The sequence below is a fragment of the Carnobacterium pleistocenium FTR1 genome, from assembly GCF_000744285.1.
GTDB classification, from domain to species: Bacteria; Bacillota; Bacilli; order Lactobacillales; family Carnobacteriaceae; genus Carnobacterium_B; species Carnobacterium_B pleistocenium.
This window is the reverse complement of sequence record NZ_JQLQ01000002.1, coordinates 709,926-728,390: the sequence shown is the minus strand read 5'-3', so window position 1 is coordinate 728,390 and position 18,465 is coordinate 709,926. Positions and strand designations below refer to the sequence as shown.

The following is an 18,465-nucleotide window of genomic DNA, read 5'->3' as shown; positions in this document are numbered from 1 at the left end:
TCCTTTTTAGCTAGACCCCTCTTTATTTCAAAAAATCTTTGTCTTCTATAGTGTTGTATTCTTTTTTTGTTCTTTTATGGTATACTAGAAAGCGAAGTTATTTTCAGTTTGTATAAAATTTTTGTTGGTTCTTGTTACTTTATCAGGGAGCTTTTCTCCTAAAGTTATTTTATAGCTCTATAAAATAAGAATCATTAATCTTGAAAAGAAGGGTTTGATTACAGTGAAAAAACTCGCTAGTCACACATCGATTTTAATTATACTCTTTTATCTACTTGCTCAATTTTTACCGGTAGTTATTCTTCTTGCAGCTCCGAAAGATTTCCAAACGGAAGCTTCGATTTATGGAACGATAGTTAGCTTTTCTATAGGAGCCATTGCTATGCTTCTACTTAATCGGAAGTCGACCATCCGAAATTCTCTAACCTTAAGTCCATCCGTACCTTTAAAAAGAGTCCTTTATTGGGGAATCATTGTTGGGATACCTCTAGTTCTTTTAACGCAATATATCGCAAATATTATTGAAATTCTACTATTGGGACTTCCAGTTGACTCTGCTAATACACAAAATATTCTTGTGATCGTAGAAAGTTATCCTATTTATATGATCATTGTTTCCATTATGGGACCAATCATGGAAGAATTCGTTTTTAGAAAAGTGATTTTTGGCTTCTTGTATGACCTTACAGGTGGTATAGGTGCAGCAGTGATTAGTTCGCTTATCTTTGCTTTTATGCATTTTGATGGACATATCTTACTTTACTCTGCTATGTCTTTTGTTTTTTGTTTCCTCTATAGTAAGACAAAAAATATTGCTACCCCAATTATTACCCACATTGCTATGAACACGTTAGTTATGTTAGTGGCCCTTTTATGGTGAATCACTGAATGTTAGAAAGGAATTTTCATTTGATAAAAAATCGTAATTTTATAATACAAATCATCCTTAGCTACTTGATGTCGGGAGTATTTATCTGGTTTGCTATTGATTCTGTAAACAACTCCGGTTGGACATTCTTTTCCATACTTTATGTCCTATTCTCTACAAGTTATTTTATTAGGGCTTCAAAAGTACTTGAAGTTTACTACAAACTAAAAAAAGGAAACAAACCTTAAACAGTTTGTTTCCTTTTTTATTCAATTATTCTTCTGTTGGTTTGTAATGATCAATGAAGTAAATCAATGTTTGTAGTTCATTTGTTAAATCAACATTTTGAACTCTGACACTGTCTGGTACAGAGATTCTAAAAGGCGTAAAGTTCAAGATCCCTCTTACATTCGCTTCAACTAATCGATCAGCTATCTCTTGCGCTACAGTTGAGGGGATAGTGATAATAACAATTTCAATTTGTTGAACCTTTAATTGTTCAATCATATCGTCCATATGGTAAATAGGGACCCCACTTAAAATAGTGCCTACGATTTCTTCTTTCACATCAAAAGCTGCACTGATCCGCATATTATTGCTTTGATGGAAATTGTAGTTTAGTAAAGCACGGCCTAAGTTCCCTACCCCAATCAATGCGACATTTGTTAACTGATCTTGCTTAAGTGTTTTGCTAAAGAAATTCATTAAATCTTCAACATCGTATCCGTATCCTCTTTTTCCTAGAGCACCAAAATAAGAGAAATCTCTTCGAATCGTTGCACTATCCACTTTGATAGCTTCACTCAATTCAGTTGAAGAGACACGCACTTTTCCGGAATCATGTAAGAATCGCAAATAGCGATAATAAATCGGCAGTCGCCTAGCCGTTGCATTGGGTATTTTCTTTTCTACCATTCTTTTTTTCCTCCATCAGCCATACAGCCATAAATTTAAATTTCTTCAATTGATCTGCTGTTTTTTTTCACAAACAAATCATCATAAATTTTATTTCACAATCTTTCCATAGTGAACGTTTTTATTATATCATTTTCCTATTATAATACTAGTATTTTTTTTAAAATCTCATATTTTCATGTATACTTACAATTAGTATATTACCAAAATTCACAAGAAGCTTTGTGAATCCGCTTCTTAAAAGTTAGCTTTTAGCGGATTATAATTTCCCTAGACCTAAATCTATGCTAAACTATTACTGAGAATGATGAAATGAGGACCAAGACTATGATTCTATTACAAGCACAACACGTCGCCCGTTATTTCGGAGCAGATGTATTGTTTGAAAATATTTATTTAGAAATCCAAGAAAGCTCCCGTATTGCTTTAGTTGGAAGAAATGGCACAGGAAAATCAACGCTTTTAAAAATGATTGCTAATATAGAGCAGCCTGATGCAGGAAAAATCGTTAAAGGAAAACAAGTTAGTATTGGCTATTTAGCTCAAAATACTGGTTTGGCTTCTGAAAGAACTATTTGGGATGAAATGTTAACGGTTTTTGAATCGGTCATTCAACTTGAACAAGACATGCACACAATTGAGAAGCAGCTTGGAGATCCCGATCTGCTGTCAAATGAAGAACTTTATCACGCAACTCTAAACCGCTATGATCATATTCAAAATCGCTTTCGCGAAGAAAATGGCTTCGGATATCAAGCTGAGGTCCGTTCTGTTTTACATGGTTTTCGTTTTTTCGAAGAAGATTATACTAAACTTATCAGTCAACTTTCAGGTGGTCAAAAAACGCGTTTAGCTTTAGCAAAACTACTACTCGAAAAGAAAGACTTATTGATTCTTGATGAGCCTACGAATCATTTGGATATCGAAACGTTAAGCTGGCTGGAGAACTATTTGCAGTCTTATGATGGAGCATTATTGATTGTTTCTCATGACCGTTACTTCCTAGACAAGGTTGTAAATGAGGTTTATGAAATCAGTCGTAAAAAAATCACTCATTATAAAGGAAACTATTCAAGATATTTGGATTTGAAAGCTACACAATTGGAACAAGAATGGAAAGAATTCGAAAAACAACAAGGCGAAATTGCTAAGTTAGAAGATTTCGTTAGCCGAAATTTAGTCCGTGCATCAACCACAAAACGTGCTCAAAGTAGACGCAAGCAGTTAGAAAAAATAGACCGAATCGGTAGGCCTCAAGGAGACGAAAAATCAGCCCGCTTCTCTTTTGAAGCAGAAAAAGAAAGTGGCAATGCCGTTTTAAACTTGTCTAACGGTGCGATTGGATATGACGACACTATTTTATCTAGTCCTGTTAATATAGATGTTCGAAAATATGATTCGATTGCATTAGTCGGACCTAACGGAATTGGAAAATCAACTTTATTGAAGTCACTTATTGGACAACTTCCATTGATTCAAGGTGAAAAACAAAGCGGTACGAATGTTTTATTGGGATACTATGACCAAGAACAATCAGATTTGAATTCGACTAAATCGGTTTTAGCAGAACTTTGGGACGCGCATCAAACGACTCCTGAAAAAGACATTCGTTCTATTTTAGGCAGTTTCTTGTTCTCTGGCGAAGATGTAGAAAAAGCTGTTTCTTCACTGAGTGGTGGCGAAAAAGCACGTTTGGCTTTAGCTAAGTTAGCAATGAATAAAGATAATTTTCTGATGCTAGATGAGCCTACGAATCATTTGGATATCGATAGTAAAGAAGTTTTAGAAAATGCCTTAATTGATTTTGACGGGACACTGTTGTTTGTTTCCCATGACCGCTACTTTATTAACCGGATCGCGACAACCGTTATTGAGCTCTCTGAGAATGGCAGTACCCTTTATTTAGGGGATTACGACTATTATATTGAAAAAAAGGCTGAACAAGAAGAGTTGCGCTTACTAGCTGAGGCTGAAACTACTAAGAAAACTAAAATTGAATCTGTTCCAACAGTCAAAGCGAATCGAGAAAACAATAAAGCTGAACAAAAAATACTTCGTCAACTTACACGTCGCATTGAAACGATTGAAATAGAAATGGATAATCTTGAAACGGTTATTACCAATTGTGAAAAACAATTGATTGATCCAGAGGTATTTGGGGATCACCTACGTGTACAAGAACTGAACGAAGAAATGACTGCTGCTCAAGAGAAACTAGATACTCTAGTGAGTGAGTGGGAAGAGAAAAGTTTGAAACTTGAAGAATTAAACCAATAAATAGAAAAAGGAAATTGGATGATTAATCCAATTTCCTTTTTGTTTTTAATTAAAGGTTAAGCCAGGTCTAGCATTCAATGCATAATTTGAGAATTGATTTTTTTGATACTGAACGAATGCGGCTGCTCCAATCATAGCTGCATTATCCCCGCACAGCGACAATGGTGGAATAACTAATGCTACATCTGGCAATTCTTCAGCCATAACTTTCGTAAGGGCATCACGTAAGCCTTTGTTTGCAGCTACCCCACCTGCTAAAAGTAACTGTTTCACTTCAAATTCTTTAGTCGCTCTCAGTGTTTTAGAAACTAAGACGTCGATAACGCTTGCTTGAAAACTAGTTGCTAAATTGATGTCATTTAATGGTTCGCCTTTTTGATTGGCATTATGAACGGTGTTGATAAAAGAACTTTTTAAGCCACTGAAACTAAAATCATAATTAGGTTCTTTCATCATAGCTCTTGGAAAATGATATGTATCTTCTCCAAGCTGAGCCATCTCATCAATTTTCTTTCCACCTGGATAAGCTAATCCTAATACTCGTCCAACTTTATCGTATGCTTCTCCTGCCGCGTCGTCTCTTGTTTCTCCAATAATCGTATAGTCGCCATCTTCTTTCATGTAAACCAACTCAGTATGTCCTCCACTAACAACCAATGCTAGAAGCGGAAAAACAAGCGGTTTAACCAATCGATTAGCATAAATATGACCCGCCATGTGATCAACAGCAATCAAGGGTAACTGATGGGCATAGGCAACAGCTTTAGCTGCATTGACCCCAATCAAAAGGGCACCTACTAATCCAGGTCCTTGAGTAACAGCTACTGCTGAAAGGTCTTGATAGGCAACTTCAGCTTCCAGTAGAGCTTCTTCAATACATTGGGTGATCTGTTCAACATGATGCCGACTGGCGATTTCAGGTACTACGCCCCCAAAACGCATATGGCTTTTTATTTGTGATGCAATGATATTTGAATGAACAATAGTACCATCTTCAACCACAGCTACACTGGTTTCATCACAACTAGATTCAACCGCTAAAATTAAATTTCTTTTTATAGACATGGTTTCACTCTTTCTTTAATAGACTCTTTTTACATATTCAATTGCATCATCAAGGCATGTTCTATCGGATCATGGTAATAGTTTTTGCGAACAGCAATCGTTTTAAAACCTAATTTTTCATATATGGCAATAGCCGATTTATTCTGCTCTCGAACTTCTAAAAACACTACTTTTATTTCTTCACCTTCTAAAAACGCTAGAAGTGATTGTAAAAATAATTGACCGATTCCTTGATTATTAAATGGTTTTAAAATGCCAAATGTTGTTATTTCTGCTTCATCAAAAAGCTGTGTGTATCCAATAAAGCCAACTTTTTTCCCTTGTTTCAGAGCAATTCCATATTCATTATACGTTCCGGTCAATTCACTTTTATACGCTTTAATAGACCAAGGGCTTCCATTCGGATAACTACCTTCAGCCAAATGGAATAATTCATGTTCAGTTAAATTTGTGCTTTGATTGAACAAAAAAACAATTTCTTCATTTGTAGGATCGTTATCCACCAGTTGATTCCTCATAAAAACTTACTCATTTCCAGCGCATCTTCGCGATCACCAGTATAGTAGTCCTTTTTTATTTTCCCATTTTGAAACCCTAGTCTGTTATATAGTCGTTGAGCCTTTCCATTTGAAACACGAACTTCTAAACTAATCTTATTCATACCTTCATACTGCGAAATTTTTTGTAATTCAGTAATCAAGAACGTAGCAATACCTCGCTTTTGGTAGTTTGGAATGACTGCTACGTTTGTAATATGAGTTTCCTCTTCTACTAACCAAGCACTAACGAATCCAACTGCTTTATTCGACTCTCGAACAATCAGGTAAATAGCGTTAGTATTATGCTTGATTTCTTGTTCTAACGCTTTTTTATTCCACGGAGCTTTACCATTGTAGCAAAGAGTTTCTATTTCTAGAATATCGGGAATATCTAGTACGGATCCAATTGATACTTTTAAGAAAGAACCATCACTCAACTGAACGGTTTCTTTTGCTAGTCTTGAGCGCTTAGCCAAATTCTTACTATGGATTATTTGACTAAATTCATCTATTTCTTCATTACTAAACCATTGCTTAAATTTTTTCAACATAAACTTCCTCCAGTTGATCTGGGTGTTCTTTGCGCCAATTTTCCTCCGCTTCTGCCAATTTCAAGTAATCAGGCGTAAACGTGTGAGCATCAACAGGCTCTCCTGTTAAACCTAATAACCCTAATACACTCGCTTTAGGAAGATGGTCTTTTAGTGGCGCTTCATACACCCGGTTCGTTAGATAACGTTCAAATATGTCTTTGTATAAGAAACGGTCTTCTCCAATCAATTCGAATGTTCCTTCTTTTCCACTTAAATATTTAGCCCATTGTTCTGCTGCAATATGCTTATCTGCTTCGATTTGAATCAATTTCCCATTCTGCCATTGATATAAACCTGTATAAATATTGCTTCGACGAGCATCAAATAAAGGGACAAGATAGTGTGATGAAGCTTCACAATTTCCAGCTAACATTTCCAGACTCGAAATTCCTACTAACTCGATTCCTAGAGTCCACGCTAACGTTTTGGCAATCGTTACACCAATTCGTAATCCTGTATAGGAACCAGGTCCTTTAGCTACTACTATTCGGTCTAGTTCACTAGGTTGCCATTGTACATCTTTCATCAAGTCATCAATAGCTGGCATTAAGCGTTCGCTATGATTGCGTTTGATATTTGTTGTGATTTCTCCGATAACTTTTTGATCCTCTAATACTGCAATACTCATTGCTTGATTAGAAGTGTCTATTGCCAATAACTTCATGAAAAGCTCCTTTTTTTATACGACTAGTCCATTATGATAATTTTATTTTAGCACATATCTCGTGAAAACTTAACTGTCTAATTTCGAATGTTCTTTTGAAAGCGTATCAGTTGATTTTTAATTTCCAACAAGTTATGCTTTATTTGTAAGACGATTCCTATTTCATTTCCAGATAGTTATTGTAATGATGTACTATTTGGACAGGAAAATGACCACTGTAAAAAAATTTAGTTTCATAGGAGGAAATACACATGGACAAAGATAACGGAATGAAAGATAAAGCTAAAGGTATTAAAGATAAGATTGTTGGCGAAGCTAAAGATTCTTATGGTGATGCTACAAACGATCATAGCAAACAAGCCGAAGGTAAAGCTCAAAAAGCTAAAGGCGAAGTTGAAAAAACAGTCGGTAAAACAAAAGAGAAATTAAACGACAAAGACGACAAATAATCATTAACTTTGTTTTCCCCTTAAGAGTACTGCTAACGTGGTACTCTTTTTTCACTTAACTGACTTTAATTTGAAGTAGCAACACTATTTATTATACATTCACTTTACTAAGGAGGACATAATATGGCTAGAATTTTGATTACTGGAGCGAAAGGAAGAATTGGCAAAGTACTAACGACTCATTTAAAAAAGAAACATCATTTGACATTAGTTGATGTTGCATTTTCTGATTCTGATAAAGAATTTGTAAAAGATACCCAAACAAAAGAATTAGATCTATCTGTTTTAGATAATTGGCATGGTTTATTGGATGGGATTGAATATGTCATTCAATTAGCTGGAGATCCTAGCCCAGAAGCAGAATTTTATGCTAGTCTTTTACCGTTAAATTATCAACTTCCACATAATCTTTACCTTGAGGCTTCAAAAACTGATTCCGTCAAGCGGATCATTTTTGCCAGTTCGATTCATGCTGTTGACGCTTATCCTCAAAATGTACAGATTGCTACAAATGATCCCGTTCGGCCTGCTGATCTATATGGTGTATCCAAAGTATATTTAGAAGGATTAGCTAGTCATTATGCTTTTACAACTGGGTTAGAATCCATTGGTCTTCGAATTGGTGACTTTAAAAATGACGATTTGCCTGCGATGAATACACCCGAAGCAATGGCGAATTACTTATCAGGGAGAGATATGTGCCATCTTATTGACTGTTGTTTATCCGCGACTTTAAAAGAACCTTTCTTACTAGTCAATGGACTTTCAAATAACACTTTTCCGCGTTTAGATATCGATCAAGCTAGAGTAGATATTGGCTATCAACCTAAAGATGATGGCTTTAAGCTGCATGGTTATTTTAATGAAGACTAATATTTATTGGTAAAAAGTCTTCTGGGATGAATGGATTTTATTTTTGGTATAAAAAATTGGTGTGACTGAATTTCTTCATCCACACCAAATATTGTACAGTTAGAGAAACAATGTCATCTTTTTGATGATCCTATTCATTCAGATCACTTTCTCGAATCATTTTCACTTCATAAACAGCCTTTATAACAATTGCTGCCGCTGCTCCTACTAATGCTCCTAGGGGTCCAAAAATAAGCATGCATACAGCCGTTACAATAAATGTATAAAGAGGCCTTACCCCAATTTCTCTTCCAGTAACAAACGGCTCAGCGATTTGGCGAATCACAGTGATCACGATATACACTAGGCCTATTTGCCAAGCAATAGTTGTATTCCCCATCAAAAAGTGGATAAGTGCCCACGGAATCATGATAATACCACTTCCTACTATCGGGATAATGTCCACTATAGCAATGCCTAATGCTTTGATTCCCCAATAATCGATTCCTATAATATAAAATCCGATACATAGCAGAACAAAAGTCAGTGTAGCCAATTTTAATTCTGCTTTAAAATAACCTTTGATTCCTTTGATTGATTTATCTAATATCTCTTTTAAATCATCCATTTCTATTCCCTACTTTCCGTTCATTTTATTTATTGTACAAGAAGTTTCAAATTTTGCAATCCAACTTGAGAAGTATTTTCTAAATCATAAAGAATAGGCTGTATAATTTCTGGTATGGCTAAATAAATGAATTAAATAACTCGTTCCAAAATTACTGGAGGAATAGGGGTTGCTTGTAGCCGTGAACTGGATTCAATAAGAATTACAAAACGTTTGCGCTTTAGCGCGATTACGATTTGTTTGAAGAGAGTGTGACTAAAAGCGTTCAGACCCGAAATCTTCTAACTCATACCTTATCTCTAATGTGGCTAAAGCCACAAGAGCTAGGGCAACTGGAACGAATAAGCGCAGGATGGTCACCGACCACCTTGCGAAAGCATGTAGGCTACGCCTAAGTGTATCATGCCTGTACGTAGCTGAAGCAACTACAGTCATGACAAAGTGCACGTTGGGTCTGCTTGGAACACGTTTTAGAATGACACTTACAGACGTTCCCATGGCTTTCCACAAGCAAACCCGTACATTCCAGAAAAATTTTATCTTGAAGCAGCCACATCATTTGACTCGTAGTCTTTATAAATCAACAAAAAAACACCTTGACCAATTCAGGTTCCCCTACTTAGATCAAGATGATTTTTACATAGCTGACTATTTAGTTTATACTGTATTCCAAAAGCAGATCTAAATCTTTTTCTGTCATACTTCTTTTAAATGAAAGCCATGATTATGAAATTAAGAACAAACAATCCTGTTGATACCCATAAAACGGGGTGAATATCTTTTATTTTTCCTTTAGCTACCTTAACGATCACATAGAAGATAAATCCAGCAGCAATACCATATGAAATGCTATATGATAGCCCCATAAAAATTGAAGCAAAAAATGCTGGGATAGCTTCTTCAAGATTTTCCCAATTGATTTCTAAAAACGATGACATCATCATCACACCTACTAAGATTAAAGAAGCAGAGGTTGCTTGAGTTGGCACAAGAGCTACAAATGGTGAGAATAGGCTTGTCAATAAAAACAATACAGCTACCACTACACTTGTTAAACCTGTTCTTCCACCAGCAGCGATACCAGCTGCACTTTCAACATAAGTCGTTGTATTAGATGTTCCAAAAAGAGCTCCTGCAGAAGTTGCGATTGCATCTGCAAATAATGCTTTGTCCATTTTTGTTTTGAATCCAGTACTGTTATCTAGCGCAAGTTCATCTTCTGCACTAAAGATACCTGTTTTTCGACCAGTTCCAATGAAAGTTCCAATCGTGTCAAATATATCAGATAAACTAAAAGCAAAAACCGTCATGATGACTAATGGTAAGCGTGCTACATCTGTAAATAATGAAATCATTCCTTCATTACCGAATGCAGCACCAAAAGTTGTTCCTAACTCAGAAAAAGCGTTTCCTAATGAATTAGCCGGATTAGATACGACCGATACGTCAACAACGCCCATTGGAATTCCAATAATGGTTGTAACGATGATCCCAATCAAAATAGCTCCTTTAACATTTCTTATTAGTAAAATCGTAGTAATGATTAAACCTATCAAGGCTAATAAAGCTCCTGGACTTGTAAAACTAACTAGTGCAGGAACAATTCCTCCACCCGTTATAACACTTGAAATACCTTCAGCGTAAGAACCTGTTGCATCAAAAGGTGCATTATTGATGGCTTGGATATTTCCAGGTTCAGAAGTAAACTGAAGAAAACCAGCATTTTTGATTCCAATATAAGCAACAAAAACACCGATTCCAGCACTAATAGCATGTTGTAGACTTTCTGGAATGGAATGAATAATTGATTTACGTATTTTTGTTACTGTAATTAGAACATTAACTATTCCACAGATAAAGACCATTGCTAAAGCTTCTTGCCATGAAAAACCTAATGCAAAAACAACTGTATACGTGAAGAATGCATTTAATCCCATACCTGGAGCTTGCGCATAAGGTACATTTGCAAATAACCCCATTACTAACGTACCAACAGTAGCCGCTATGATAGTAGATAAGAAAACGGCTTGCGTAGGCATACCTGTTAAAGAAAGAATTGCTGGGTTAACAAAAATAATATAAGACATTGCGAAGAAAGTTGTCAGCCCTGCCATGATTTCAGTAGTTACTGTCGTTCCATTTTCTTTCAGTTTGAAAAAATTTTCCATTTTATTAGTTCCCCACTTTTTTATATTACAAAGTGAACCGTTATACTTAAATCAATCGAGTTTCAGTTTTTCTACCTAACTGCTTATTGAGCTATGATTGCAAAAAAATCAATATAAAAAATCACAGTTATTCTAAATGCTTCTAATGTATCTCTAAATAAACCAAAAACAAGTTTATTTAAAACCAATAGTCTGAACATTTACGGTGTCCGGTAGAAACTTAAAGCCCATATCGCTTAATTATATTCGGTTCTAAACATTGCTAGTTTATTATAAAAGATATTTTTCTGAAAAACAACAAAAAAATGATATTACAACAATTTATTCGTTAGATAGTTCGTGTTTTCTATTGAGAAAGCAGATATATCTAGCATTATCGAGTAATTTAGCTGTATATTCTCTTATTTGTTTTTAATTGTTAAACGCTCTCTTTTTATACAAGTACTCTCTTACTCATTACAGCAGTCATGAAAAATGGGGTTACGCGTAATTTTTGTGAAGCTACCTTATCAATATCGTATTAGTGAAAACAAAGGATCTTGAGTCACTTTTTTTTATTTTATTTTTGATTGATAGTATAATTAGGAAATAAGAGATACGTCATTAGGAGGGATTGTTATGTTATCACAATTAACTCAAGTCAAAGGCTATTCCGATTTAGATGAAGAACAATTACAGGTTCTTAGTTTAGTTTACGCTCGTCACATGGAAACATTACAGAATCCACCTGAGTATGCGGTCGATAATATTATTGAGATCGATGACGATTCTAAACAAAATTTTGTTTCTATCACTTTCAAAAATGGGACGATCTTTCACTATACACCTGATGGTTCTTGGTACTGATTTGTTTCAGTGCTTTAAAACTTACTTTCTTAAAAAATGCTATTAGATAAATGCTCTTTAGAAAACGCACGCTGATTTGATGAGGTAAATCATCATAATCAGAGTGCGTTTTCTTTGTTTTGACTAATTTTCCTGGCTTTTTTGATTACTTGAGGTGCCACTCTTCCATGAAACGACTTTTGACGAACAAGTAGAACCAAAAGAGAGACTCACTTCACCGTCAAATCAACTTTGACGAACAAGCGAAGCAAAAAAAACTTACTCTTCCATGATGGAAAAGTAAGTTTCAAAAAAGGAATTATTTCTAACTTAATTAAGTCATTGTAACGAATTCTTCAGCTCCAGTAGGATGGATAGCTACCGTGTTATCAAAATCAGCTTTAGTCGCGCCCATTTTAATGGCTACAGCGAAACCTTGAAGCATTTCATCCATTCCTGCTCCCATTCCGTGGAGGCCAACAACTTTTTCTTCTGGTCCATAACAAACTAATTTCATATAAGTCTTTTGTCTATTTTCTGTAATAGAACTGTGCATAGCAGTAAATCTTGACTCATATGTTTTTATGTGCAATTTACCAAACTTATCAACGGCTTGTTCTTCAGTCATACCTACTGTCCCAATTGGTGGGTGAGTAAAAACAACTGTTGGTATATTATCATAATCTAAATGCTCTAATGGTTTACAATTGAATAAACGCTCTGAAAGGCGTCTTCCTGCTGCAATCGCAACTGGTGTTAATTCAATACGGCCGGTTACATCTCCGATGGCATATATACCTGTTGCTGTTGTATTTTGTAATTCATCAACAACAATATATCCGCCATCATTAACTTTAACATCCGTCACTTCTAAATTTAAATTTTCTGTGTTTGGCTTACGGCCGATTGCCCAAATGAGTGTATCTGTTTCGTGAGTTGTTCCATCTTCTAAATAAAGAGTCAGGCTACCATCATCATTCTTTTCTACTTTTTTAGGAGTCGCATACGTATGAAGAGTAGCTCCTTCTCGTTCCATTGTTTCGAGTATTCCCTCAACGATGATCGAATCAAAATTTCTTAATGGTGCATGTTGGCGAACAAATAGATGCGTATCGGATCCTAATCCATGTAATACGCCTGCTAATTCTACTGCAATGTAACCTGCTCCTACGATAGCTGTTCGTTTTGGCAATTCTGTTAGTTCAAAAAAGCCATCCGAATCTATGCCGTATTCAGCTCCTGGAATGGTTGGAAATTCAGGTCGTCCACCTGTTGCAATTAAAATGTGATCTGCCGTATATTGTTCCCCATTTACTTCAACAGTATTATTATCAATAAACTTCGCATAGCCGTCTATTAAATCAACGGCATTACTAGCTAAACCATTCTTGTAACTACCGTGTAATCGTTCAATAAAAGTTTCTCTGTTTTTAACTAACTTGGAAAAGTTCAAATTTTTAGAAGGTATGTCAATTCCATAACCAGGAGCATATAAGTTCATTTCTTCCATCATTTGTGCACCGTGCCACATGATTTTTTTAGGTACACAGCCTACATTGACACATGTTCCACCGATAACATTGCTTTCTATTAACGCGCCTTTAGCCCCGTGCTTTCCTGCACGATTGATAGAAGCTATTCCACCACTTCCGCCACCGATAGCAATATAATCATATTTCTCGACCATTTTATCTCCTACTTTCTTTCATATGCTTACTTAAGTATAGCAATTTATTAGTTACAAAGAAAGAAGAAGGTTTTGCAAGTTTCTTTTGTTAGTGTACTTATTCTTTAAGGTACTTAACTTATTTTTTAAAATGTATTTAATAGTTAGTTAAGTATTTAAATGTCAGCCTTTGCTACGGGTTCAGCTGGCATAATAATATTCAAAACCAAAGCCACTAAACAAGCTATCACAATAGCTGACTCTCCAAATAAAATTGCTACCAAATCTGGTAAACCAGCCATAGCTTCAGGAACTTGGGTCAATCCTAATCCAAATACTAAAGAAAGACCAATAATCACTTTTGAGCGATCCGTTAAAGGCTCTGCAGTTAGTATACTAATTCCTGTTAGTGTAATTTGGGAAAAGATGACAATGGAAGCCCCACCGATAACAGCTTGAGGTAAAGTAGAAATCATTGCCCCAAATTTAGGCACCAACCCAGCAGCTATTAAAAAGACAGATCCAACTGCTACAATATACCGACTCATCATCTTAGTAAAAGAAATCATCCCTACATTTTGACTGAAAGAGGTGTTCGGTAAAGAATTAAACATAGATGCTAAAGTAGAAGTCACTCCGTTCGCTATGATAGATCCAGATAGTTCTTTATCTGTTGGCTCTCTATCTGATCCACCCATCGTTATTGCGGTAACATCTCCAACTGTTTCTACTGCTGTAACGACAAACATAATTAACATAGGTGCGATTGCTCCCCAGTGAAACGTCAACGGGAAATAAAAAGGTTGAGGCAATGAAAACCACGAAGCTTCTCTAATAGGGCCAAACTCTACCATGTTAAGAGCAACTGCCACGATATAACCTATCACGATAGCAATTAAAATTGATGATGTTTTAGCCATACCTTTACCAAATTGATTTAAAAGTAAAACTACAAACATAACAAACAAAGATACTGACCAATTTTTCATTGAACCAAATGTTTCAGACCCATTTCCACCAGCCATAGCCTGAATACCAGTTGGAAGTAAGGATAAACCAATCGTCAACACGACTGTTCCCGTAACCACTTTTGGAAAAAAACGTCTCAAGGGTTTTAAAATAAATCCTAATCCAGCACAAAAGAGCCCTCCGACGAATGTAGCTCCTAATAAACCAGAGATTCCGTATCCACTAGCGATTGAAATATTCGTTGGTAAGAAACCAAAACTGGTTCCCATTACAACAGGAAGTTTAGCTCCCACTCTCCAGATGGGATAACACTGTATTAACGTTGCTACTCCAGCCATAACCATTGCACTTTGGACTAGCACGGTTAAGTCATTACCAGAAATCCCAACTACTTTTGCTACAATTATCGGAACAGCTATATTGCCTAAAAACATGGCGAAAATGTGTTGCAACCCTAGTGGAACAGCTTCTCTCAAGGGGGGAATACCATCTACATCAAACTTGCTTCTATTAACGGGTTCATTTCTTTTCATCGAAGAAAGAAAATTCATTCTAATCAGCTCCTAATTTATAATCATAGCGCACGCTTACCGCTTAGTTTTGTCAGATCACTCCAACATTTTATCCATTTAAATGTTTTTTATTAATTGTTTAACTGCAAAATCTGGTCCTCTATCTTGAGAAATTTTGCTCCAGTACGCTATTTCTTTATTATCTTGATTGTTTATTTTTAAAAGAGCTTCCAGTAATTCTTCTTCTGTGAACGTGTTCGGATCAAGTATTTCAGCTAACTGTCTTTTTTCACAATCATAGGCAATATTAAATTGATCGCTTGAAAAGGGTAAAATAATCATTGGTTTGCCATAATACAGTGCCTCTGTAAAGGTATTGCAACCTCCGTGGAAAATAACATTATTCATATAAGGCATTAGAGCTTTTTGTGGAATAAATTCTTCAATGATAACAGAATCAGAGCGGTATTCGCTTAATTTTTCAGCATTGCTTCCTGCTGAAACAATCAAAAGTGAATCTGGATAAGCTTTCATTGAGCCGCTTATTAATTTTTCAAGTACATCTACTCGATTGGATAAGAATGTTCCTAAAGTGATTAATATTTTATTCTGTTTACCATTTATCTTGTTTAGCCATTCATTATTTAATGACTCTTCTTCAAAACAATTGCCCATAAAGATTTTATTGGGTAGCTGGTTAGTATCCTCAATCGAATCAAAATCAAAATAATTGTAAAGGATTGCTTTATCTGAAACTAAACTAAACGCATTTTCAATTTGTTTACGATCACTCGAACTTTCTTCTATCATGGTATTAAAAATTGTTGTAAATTCGTTTTGAGTGTCTTTCGAAACTTGTTTTAACTCCGCTAATTTTTTTTGATCCACGGGTATAGCAGTAGGCCAATTCTTAGGCACACCATAGTTCTCATTCTTTAATGGAATCGTTCGTGGATGCGGTGGGCAAAATGTTACAAAAGGAAGGTCTAAAGTATACAATCCTAAAGTGACTCCATAAGATAAAATATCCACCACATATAAATCGACCTCTAAAGAATCAGCTATTTTCTTGATTTTCGAAACAAGTTCTTCTGGCTTATACAGCATATCTTTTTTCCTATGCTTAGACTGTGTAATGAGCGTTTCAATAGCTCCTTTTCTTGTTGATTCAAAAAATTCATCTAATCTATCTTTTTCTGAATCAGGCTGTTTCGTGATTTCAGCTTTGCCAACATTTTTATTTTTACTGATATCAATCTCATAAAAAGATAAATTTGCTTGTTCGACTTGCTCCCTGAACTCACTGCTACATCCAAATGTCACTTCTTTTCCAAGTTTTTTAAAACTCTTTGCAAGAACTAAAAGAGGAGTGAAATGAGAATAAAACGGAGGACTTATAAAAAACAGATGTTTAGTACTCATTTACTTCTTTCCTTTCTAAAGATACATAAAATAATAAAAACTCTTTAGCTATTTCTTTCATAGAAAAACGGTCTTTAACTGTTTTCTCTCCAGCATTTTGTATCTTTTCAAAAGCTATCGGATTATTTTTAAATTGCTGAATAATTATTTCTGTTTCTTCAGCAATAGTTTGCCAATTAGAGGTATCAATTAGAAATCCATTGATATCATTTTCCAAATAACTTTTTACGCCGCCTCTTTCTGGTCCCAATACTAAGAACTTTTGTGATAGGGCTTCTAAAATAGCTATCCCAAACTCTTCTTTTTTACTTGAACAAAGATAAATTTGTGGGTAATTTCCTTGATGCTTCATGATTTCCTTTTCAATGATTCTTATTTTTTCATTTGATAAAGCACCCACATGCTGAAATCTATCTCTTAGATGTGGCTGTTCAGTAAGGTATTCTTCAAACGAATGAATCATCTTCATTTCGTCTTTACTAGGATTTTCTAAATCGCCACCAATCAACAGTAAATTGTACACATCTGAAATACTCGAATTCCCCCATGCCTTTAACAACTCATCTTGCGATTTCAATTGTTCTAATCTACCCACATTTAGAATGATAGGTCTGTCAAAGAATTTCTTTTTTAAATTGATTCCTTTTAATTCTTTGTAGCGATCTAATTGCTCATCCACCTTTTCTAAATTTTCATCTGCCTTTATTCCTTCACTAATCATCCACAGTGTTTCTTTTTTATCTTCTTTAAGTAATTGTGGGAAATAAGATTCTAATTCTTTTCCCACTGCATGATTCCCTATTCCAACTATTTGATCACTTTCAGAAATTAATTCGTCACCTATTTTTATTTTATTTAGCTTTTGAAAAAATTCATTAGCATCAAAAATTTTTAACGTTCCATCAGCGTTGGTCATATTCCGATGTGGATCCGGTGTTAAAGTAAAAACTAATTTTTTATCTAATTGCTTACTTAAAAGCGCTACTGCTTTAGACGCATTATCTAAATAGCGCACATGAAAAATGTCCGGTTCAATCTCTAATTTTTTTAGGAATCTACCAATAGCTCGTTTAATAAGTTGTTCTTTTTTCAAAAAAGGATCTTTATTTGTTGCATCGATATAAATAGGAGCTCTCAAAAACAAATGATCATCAGAGTAATAATTCATAAGGGATTGATTCGGTGCCCATTCATTTGTGATCGTTAATGTTACGACTAGCGAGACTTCATCTGCATTAGATAATTCATTGCCTAGCGACTTCAAAAATACCGCCATTCCTCCATTGTTGCCTTTTCCACTGTTTTCAAAATCACCATAAAACATTGATTGTAAAATCGTCAGCCCATTATGTTTAACGAGCTGTTCCTTGTTGAGAATAGCCATATAGTCACTAAATAATTTTTTGTTTGCTTGAAAAGGAAGTAAATTTTCAATATTTTCCTGCTTTAGTTTTTCGAATGAATAAAGTTCTACCAATAAATCTATCAGTTGTATCTTAATATTAATTGGAAATTCTTCTTTCAGCCACTCGTATATAGCTGACTCGAATCCTGCTACTTTAAAATGATACAGATAGTCTATTATTATCGAGAAAACATCCAACTGCTTTATGTGGTATTTCAATAAATTATCCAACATTTCTTTAGTCAATATATCCCTATCGCATTCAATGCAACTATCCACTAAAGCGTAAACGATGGCTTCACCTGTTTTTTCTTTAGACAAATGCTCAATCACTGCTTTATCAAAACCTTCTTTGGTAAGAAGAAGATGGTTCTCCACAACTAACTTTACTATATACCGATCCAAGTAATCATTTTGGCCTAAATAAGCAAGACTTTTAACAATTTCGCTCTCTGTTATCTCTTTTTTTGTAGCGAATTGCATAATTTCTTTAAACTGATTTAAAACTGTTTCTGATTTTAACATATCCACAAGATTCTCTTTTTGATATTTTTTCAAAAAATATAAAGGGAATGAAGAATCCTGTTCTTTGGCAAAATAATTATTTCTTAATTCAATAAACTTATTCATGGTTTACCACCTTTCTAA

Annotated in this window: 17 protein-coding genes and 1 riboswitch; of the genes, 6 read left to right on the top strand and 11 right to left on the bottom strand. The window is 35.0% G+C overall.

The window, feature by feature from the left end; all coding sequences use genetic code 11:
* The first annotated feature begins 223 nt into the window (after window positions 1-223).
* Both BP17_RS03705 and BP17_RS13255 read left to right on the top strand, forming a co-directional pair.
* The gene (locus BP17_RS03705; protein WP_035051782.1) at window positions 224-880 is read left to right on the top strand and encodes a CPBP family intramembrane glutamic endopeptidase; all 657 of its coding nucleotides are present in this window, start codon (window positions 224-226) and stop codon (window positions 878-880) included.
* 8 nt (window positions 881-888) lie between these two features.
* Window positions 889-1,116 (top strand): DUF4305 domain-containing protein, encoded by a 228-nt coding sequence (locus BP17_RS13255; protein ID WP_084676255.1) that lies wholly within the window; start codon window positions 889-891, stop codon window positions 1,114-1,116.
* Between the two features lie 25 nt (window positions 1,117-1,141).
* Here the strand turns inward: BP17_RS13255 and BP17_RS03700 are convergent, their stop codons facing one another.
* Window positions 1,142-1,783, bottom strand: a complete 642-nt coding sequence (locus tag BP17_RS03700) for a redox-sensing transcriptional repressor Rex (RefSeq protein WP_035051780.1) — start codon at window positions 1,781-1,783, stop codon at window positions 1,142-1,144.
* 327 nt (window positions 1,784-2,110) lie between these two features.
* Here BP17_RS03700 and BP17_RS03695 point away from each other — a divergent pair, with 327 nt between their 5' ends.
* On the top strand, window positions 2,111-4,060 hold the full coding sequence (locus BP17_RS03695; RefSeq protein WP_035051778.1) for an ABC-F family ATP-binding cassette domain-containing protein: 1,950 nt from the start codon (window positions 2,111-2,113) through the stop codon (window positions 4,058-4,060).
* 45 nt (window positions 4,061-4,105) lie between these two features.
* Here the strand turns inward: BP17_RS03695 and tsaD are convergent, their stop codons facing one another.
* From tsaD to tsaB, 4 genes are read right to left on the bottom strand one after another with little or no spacing between them, the layout of a single operon-like run.
* Entirely contained in the window at window positions 4,106-5,125 is a 1,020-nt protein-coding gene (tsaD, locus tag BP17_RS03690; protein ID WP_035051775.1) for a tRNA (adenosine(37)-N6)-threonylcarbamoyltransferase complex transferase subunit TsaD, read from the bottom strand.
* Window positions 5,126-5,154: 29 nt separating this feature from the next.
* Window positions 5,155-5,643, bottom strand: coding sequence for a ribosomal protein S18-alanine N-acetyltransferase (gene rimI, locus BP17_RS03685; protein WP_051910437.1), 489 nt, complete (start codon window positions 5,641-5,643; stop codon window positions 5,155-5,157).
* Entirely contained in the window at window positions 5,640-6,215 is a 576-nt protein-coding gene (rimI, locus tag BP17_RS03680; protein ID WP_051910436.1) for a ribosomal protein S18-alanine N-acetyltransferase, read from the bottom strand. Before rimI (BP17_RS03680) ends, rimI (BP17_RS03685) begins: the two co-directional genes overlap by 4 nt.
* A complete protein-coding gene (tsaB, locus tag BP17_RS03675; protein ID WP_035051773.1) occupies window positions 6,199-6,921 on the bottom strand; it encodes a tRNA (adenosine(37)-N6)-threonylcarbamoyltransferase complex dimerization subunit type 1 TsaB in 723 nt (240 codons plus the stop codon). Before tsaB ends, rimI (BP17_RS03680) begins: the two co-directional genes overlap by 17 nt.
* 251 nt (window positions 6,922-7,172) lie before the next feature.
* Between tsaB and BP17_RS03670 the strand changes: the two genes are divergently transcribed.
* Both BP17_RS03670 and BP17_RS03665 read left to right on the top strand, forming a co-directional pair.
* Window positions 7,173-7,370 carry a CsbD family protein gene (locus tag BP17_RS03670; protein WP_035051771.1) on the top strand — a complete coding sequence of 66 codons (198 nt, stop codon included), beginning with the start codon at window positions 7,173-7,175 and terminating at the stop codon, window positions 7,368-7,370.
* 123 nt (window positions 7,371-7,493) lie between these two features.
* Window positions 7,494-8,243 (top strand): NAD-dependent epimerase/dehydratase family protein, encoded by a 750-nt coding sequence (locus BP17_RS03665; protein WP_035051770.1) that lies wholly within the window; start codon window positions 7,494-7,496, stop codon window positions 8,241-8,243.
* Between the two features lie 130 nt (window positions 8,244-8,373).
* On the opposite strand, the gene BP17_RS03660 is transcribed toward BP17_RS03665, so the two are convergent.
* A complete protein-coding gene (locus BP17_RS03660; RefSeq protein ID WP_035051768.1) occupies window positions 8,374-8,850 on the bottom strand; it encodes an AI-2E family transporter in 477 nt (158 codons plus the stop codon).
* Between the two features lie 707 nt (window positions 8,851-9,557).
* Window positions 9,558-11,018: an NCS2 family permease gene (locus BP17_RS03655; protein ID WP_035051766.1), complete on the bottom strand. Its 1,461-nt coding sequence runs from the start codon at window positions 11,016-11,018 to the stop codon at window positions 9,558-9,560.
* Between the two features lie 168 nt (window positions 11,019-11,186).
* A riboswitch (purine riboswitch) is annotated at window positions 11,187-11,287 on the bottom strand.
* A gap of 349 nt (window positions 11,288-11,636) precedes the next feature.
* Here BP17_RS03655 and BP17_RS03650 point away from each other — a divergent pair.
* On the top strand, window positions 11,637-11,864 hold the full coding sequence (locus tag BP17_RS03650) for a hypothetical protein (RefSeq protein ID WP_035051763.1): 228 nt from the start codon (window positions 11,637-11,639) through the stop codon (window positions 11,862-11,864).
* Between the two features lie 313 nt (window positions 11,865-12,177).
* Here BP17_RS03650 and gorA read toward each other — a convergent pair whose 3' ends face one another.
* From gorA to BP17_RS03630, 4 genes are all read right to left on the bottom strand, one after another.
* The gene (gene gorA / locus BP17_RS03645; protein WP_035051760.1) at window positions 12,178-13,530 is read right to left on the bottom strand and encodes a glutathione-disulfide reductase; all 1,353 of its coding nucleotides are present in this window, start codon (window positions 13,528-13,530) and stop codon (window positions 12,178-12,180) included.
* Window positions 13,531-13,685: 155 nt separating this feature from the next.
* Complete coding sequence (locus BP17_RS03640; protein ID WP_084676253.1) at window positions 13,686-15,029, bottom strand: uracil-xanthine permease family protein; 1,344 nt, start codon at window positions 15,027-15,029, stop codon at window positions 13,686-13,688.
* 78 nt (window positions 15,030-15,107) lie between these two features.
* Complete coding sequence (locus tag BP17_RS03635; RefSeq protein ID WP_035051757.1) at window positions 15,108-16,412, bottom strand: glycosyltransferase; 1,305 nt, start codon at window positions 16,410-16,412, stop codon at window positions 15,108-15,110.
* The gene (locus BP17_RS03630; protein ID WP_035051754.1) at window positions 16,402-18,447 is read right to left on the bottom strand and encodes a glycosyltransferase family 4 protein; all 2,046 of its coding nucleotides are present in this window, start codon (window positions 18,445-18,447) and stop codon (window positions 16,402-16,404) included. Before BP17_RS03630 ends, BP17_RS03635 begins: the two co-directional genes overlap by 11 nt.
* Between the last annotated feature and the right edge of the window lie 18 nt (window positions 18,448-18,465).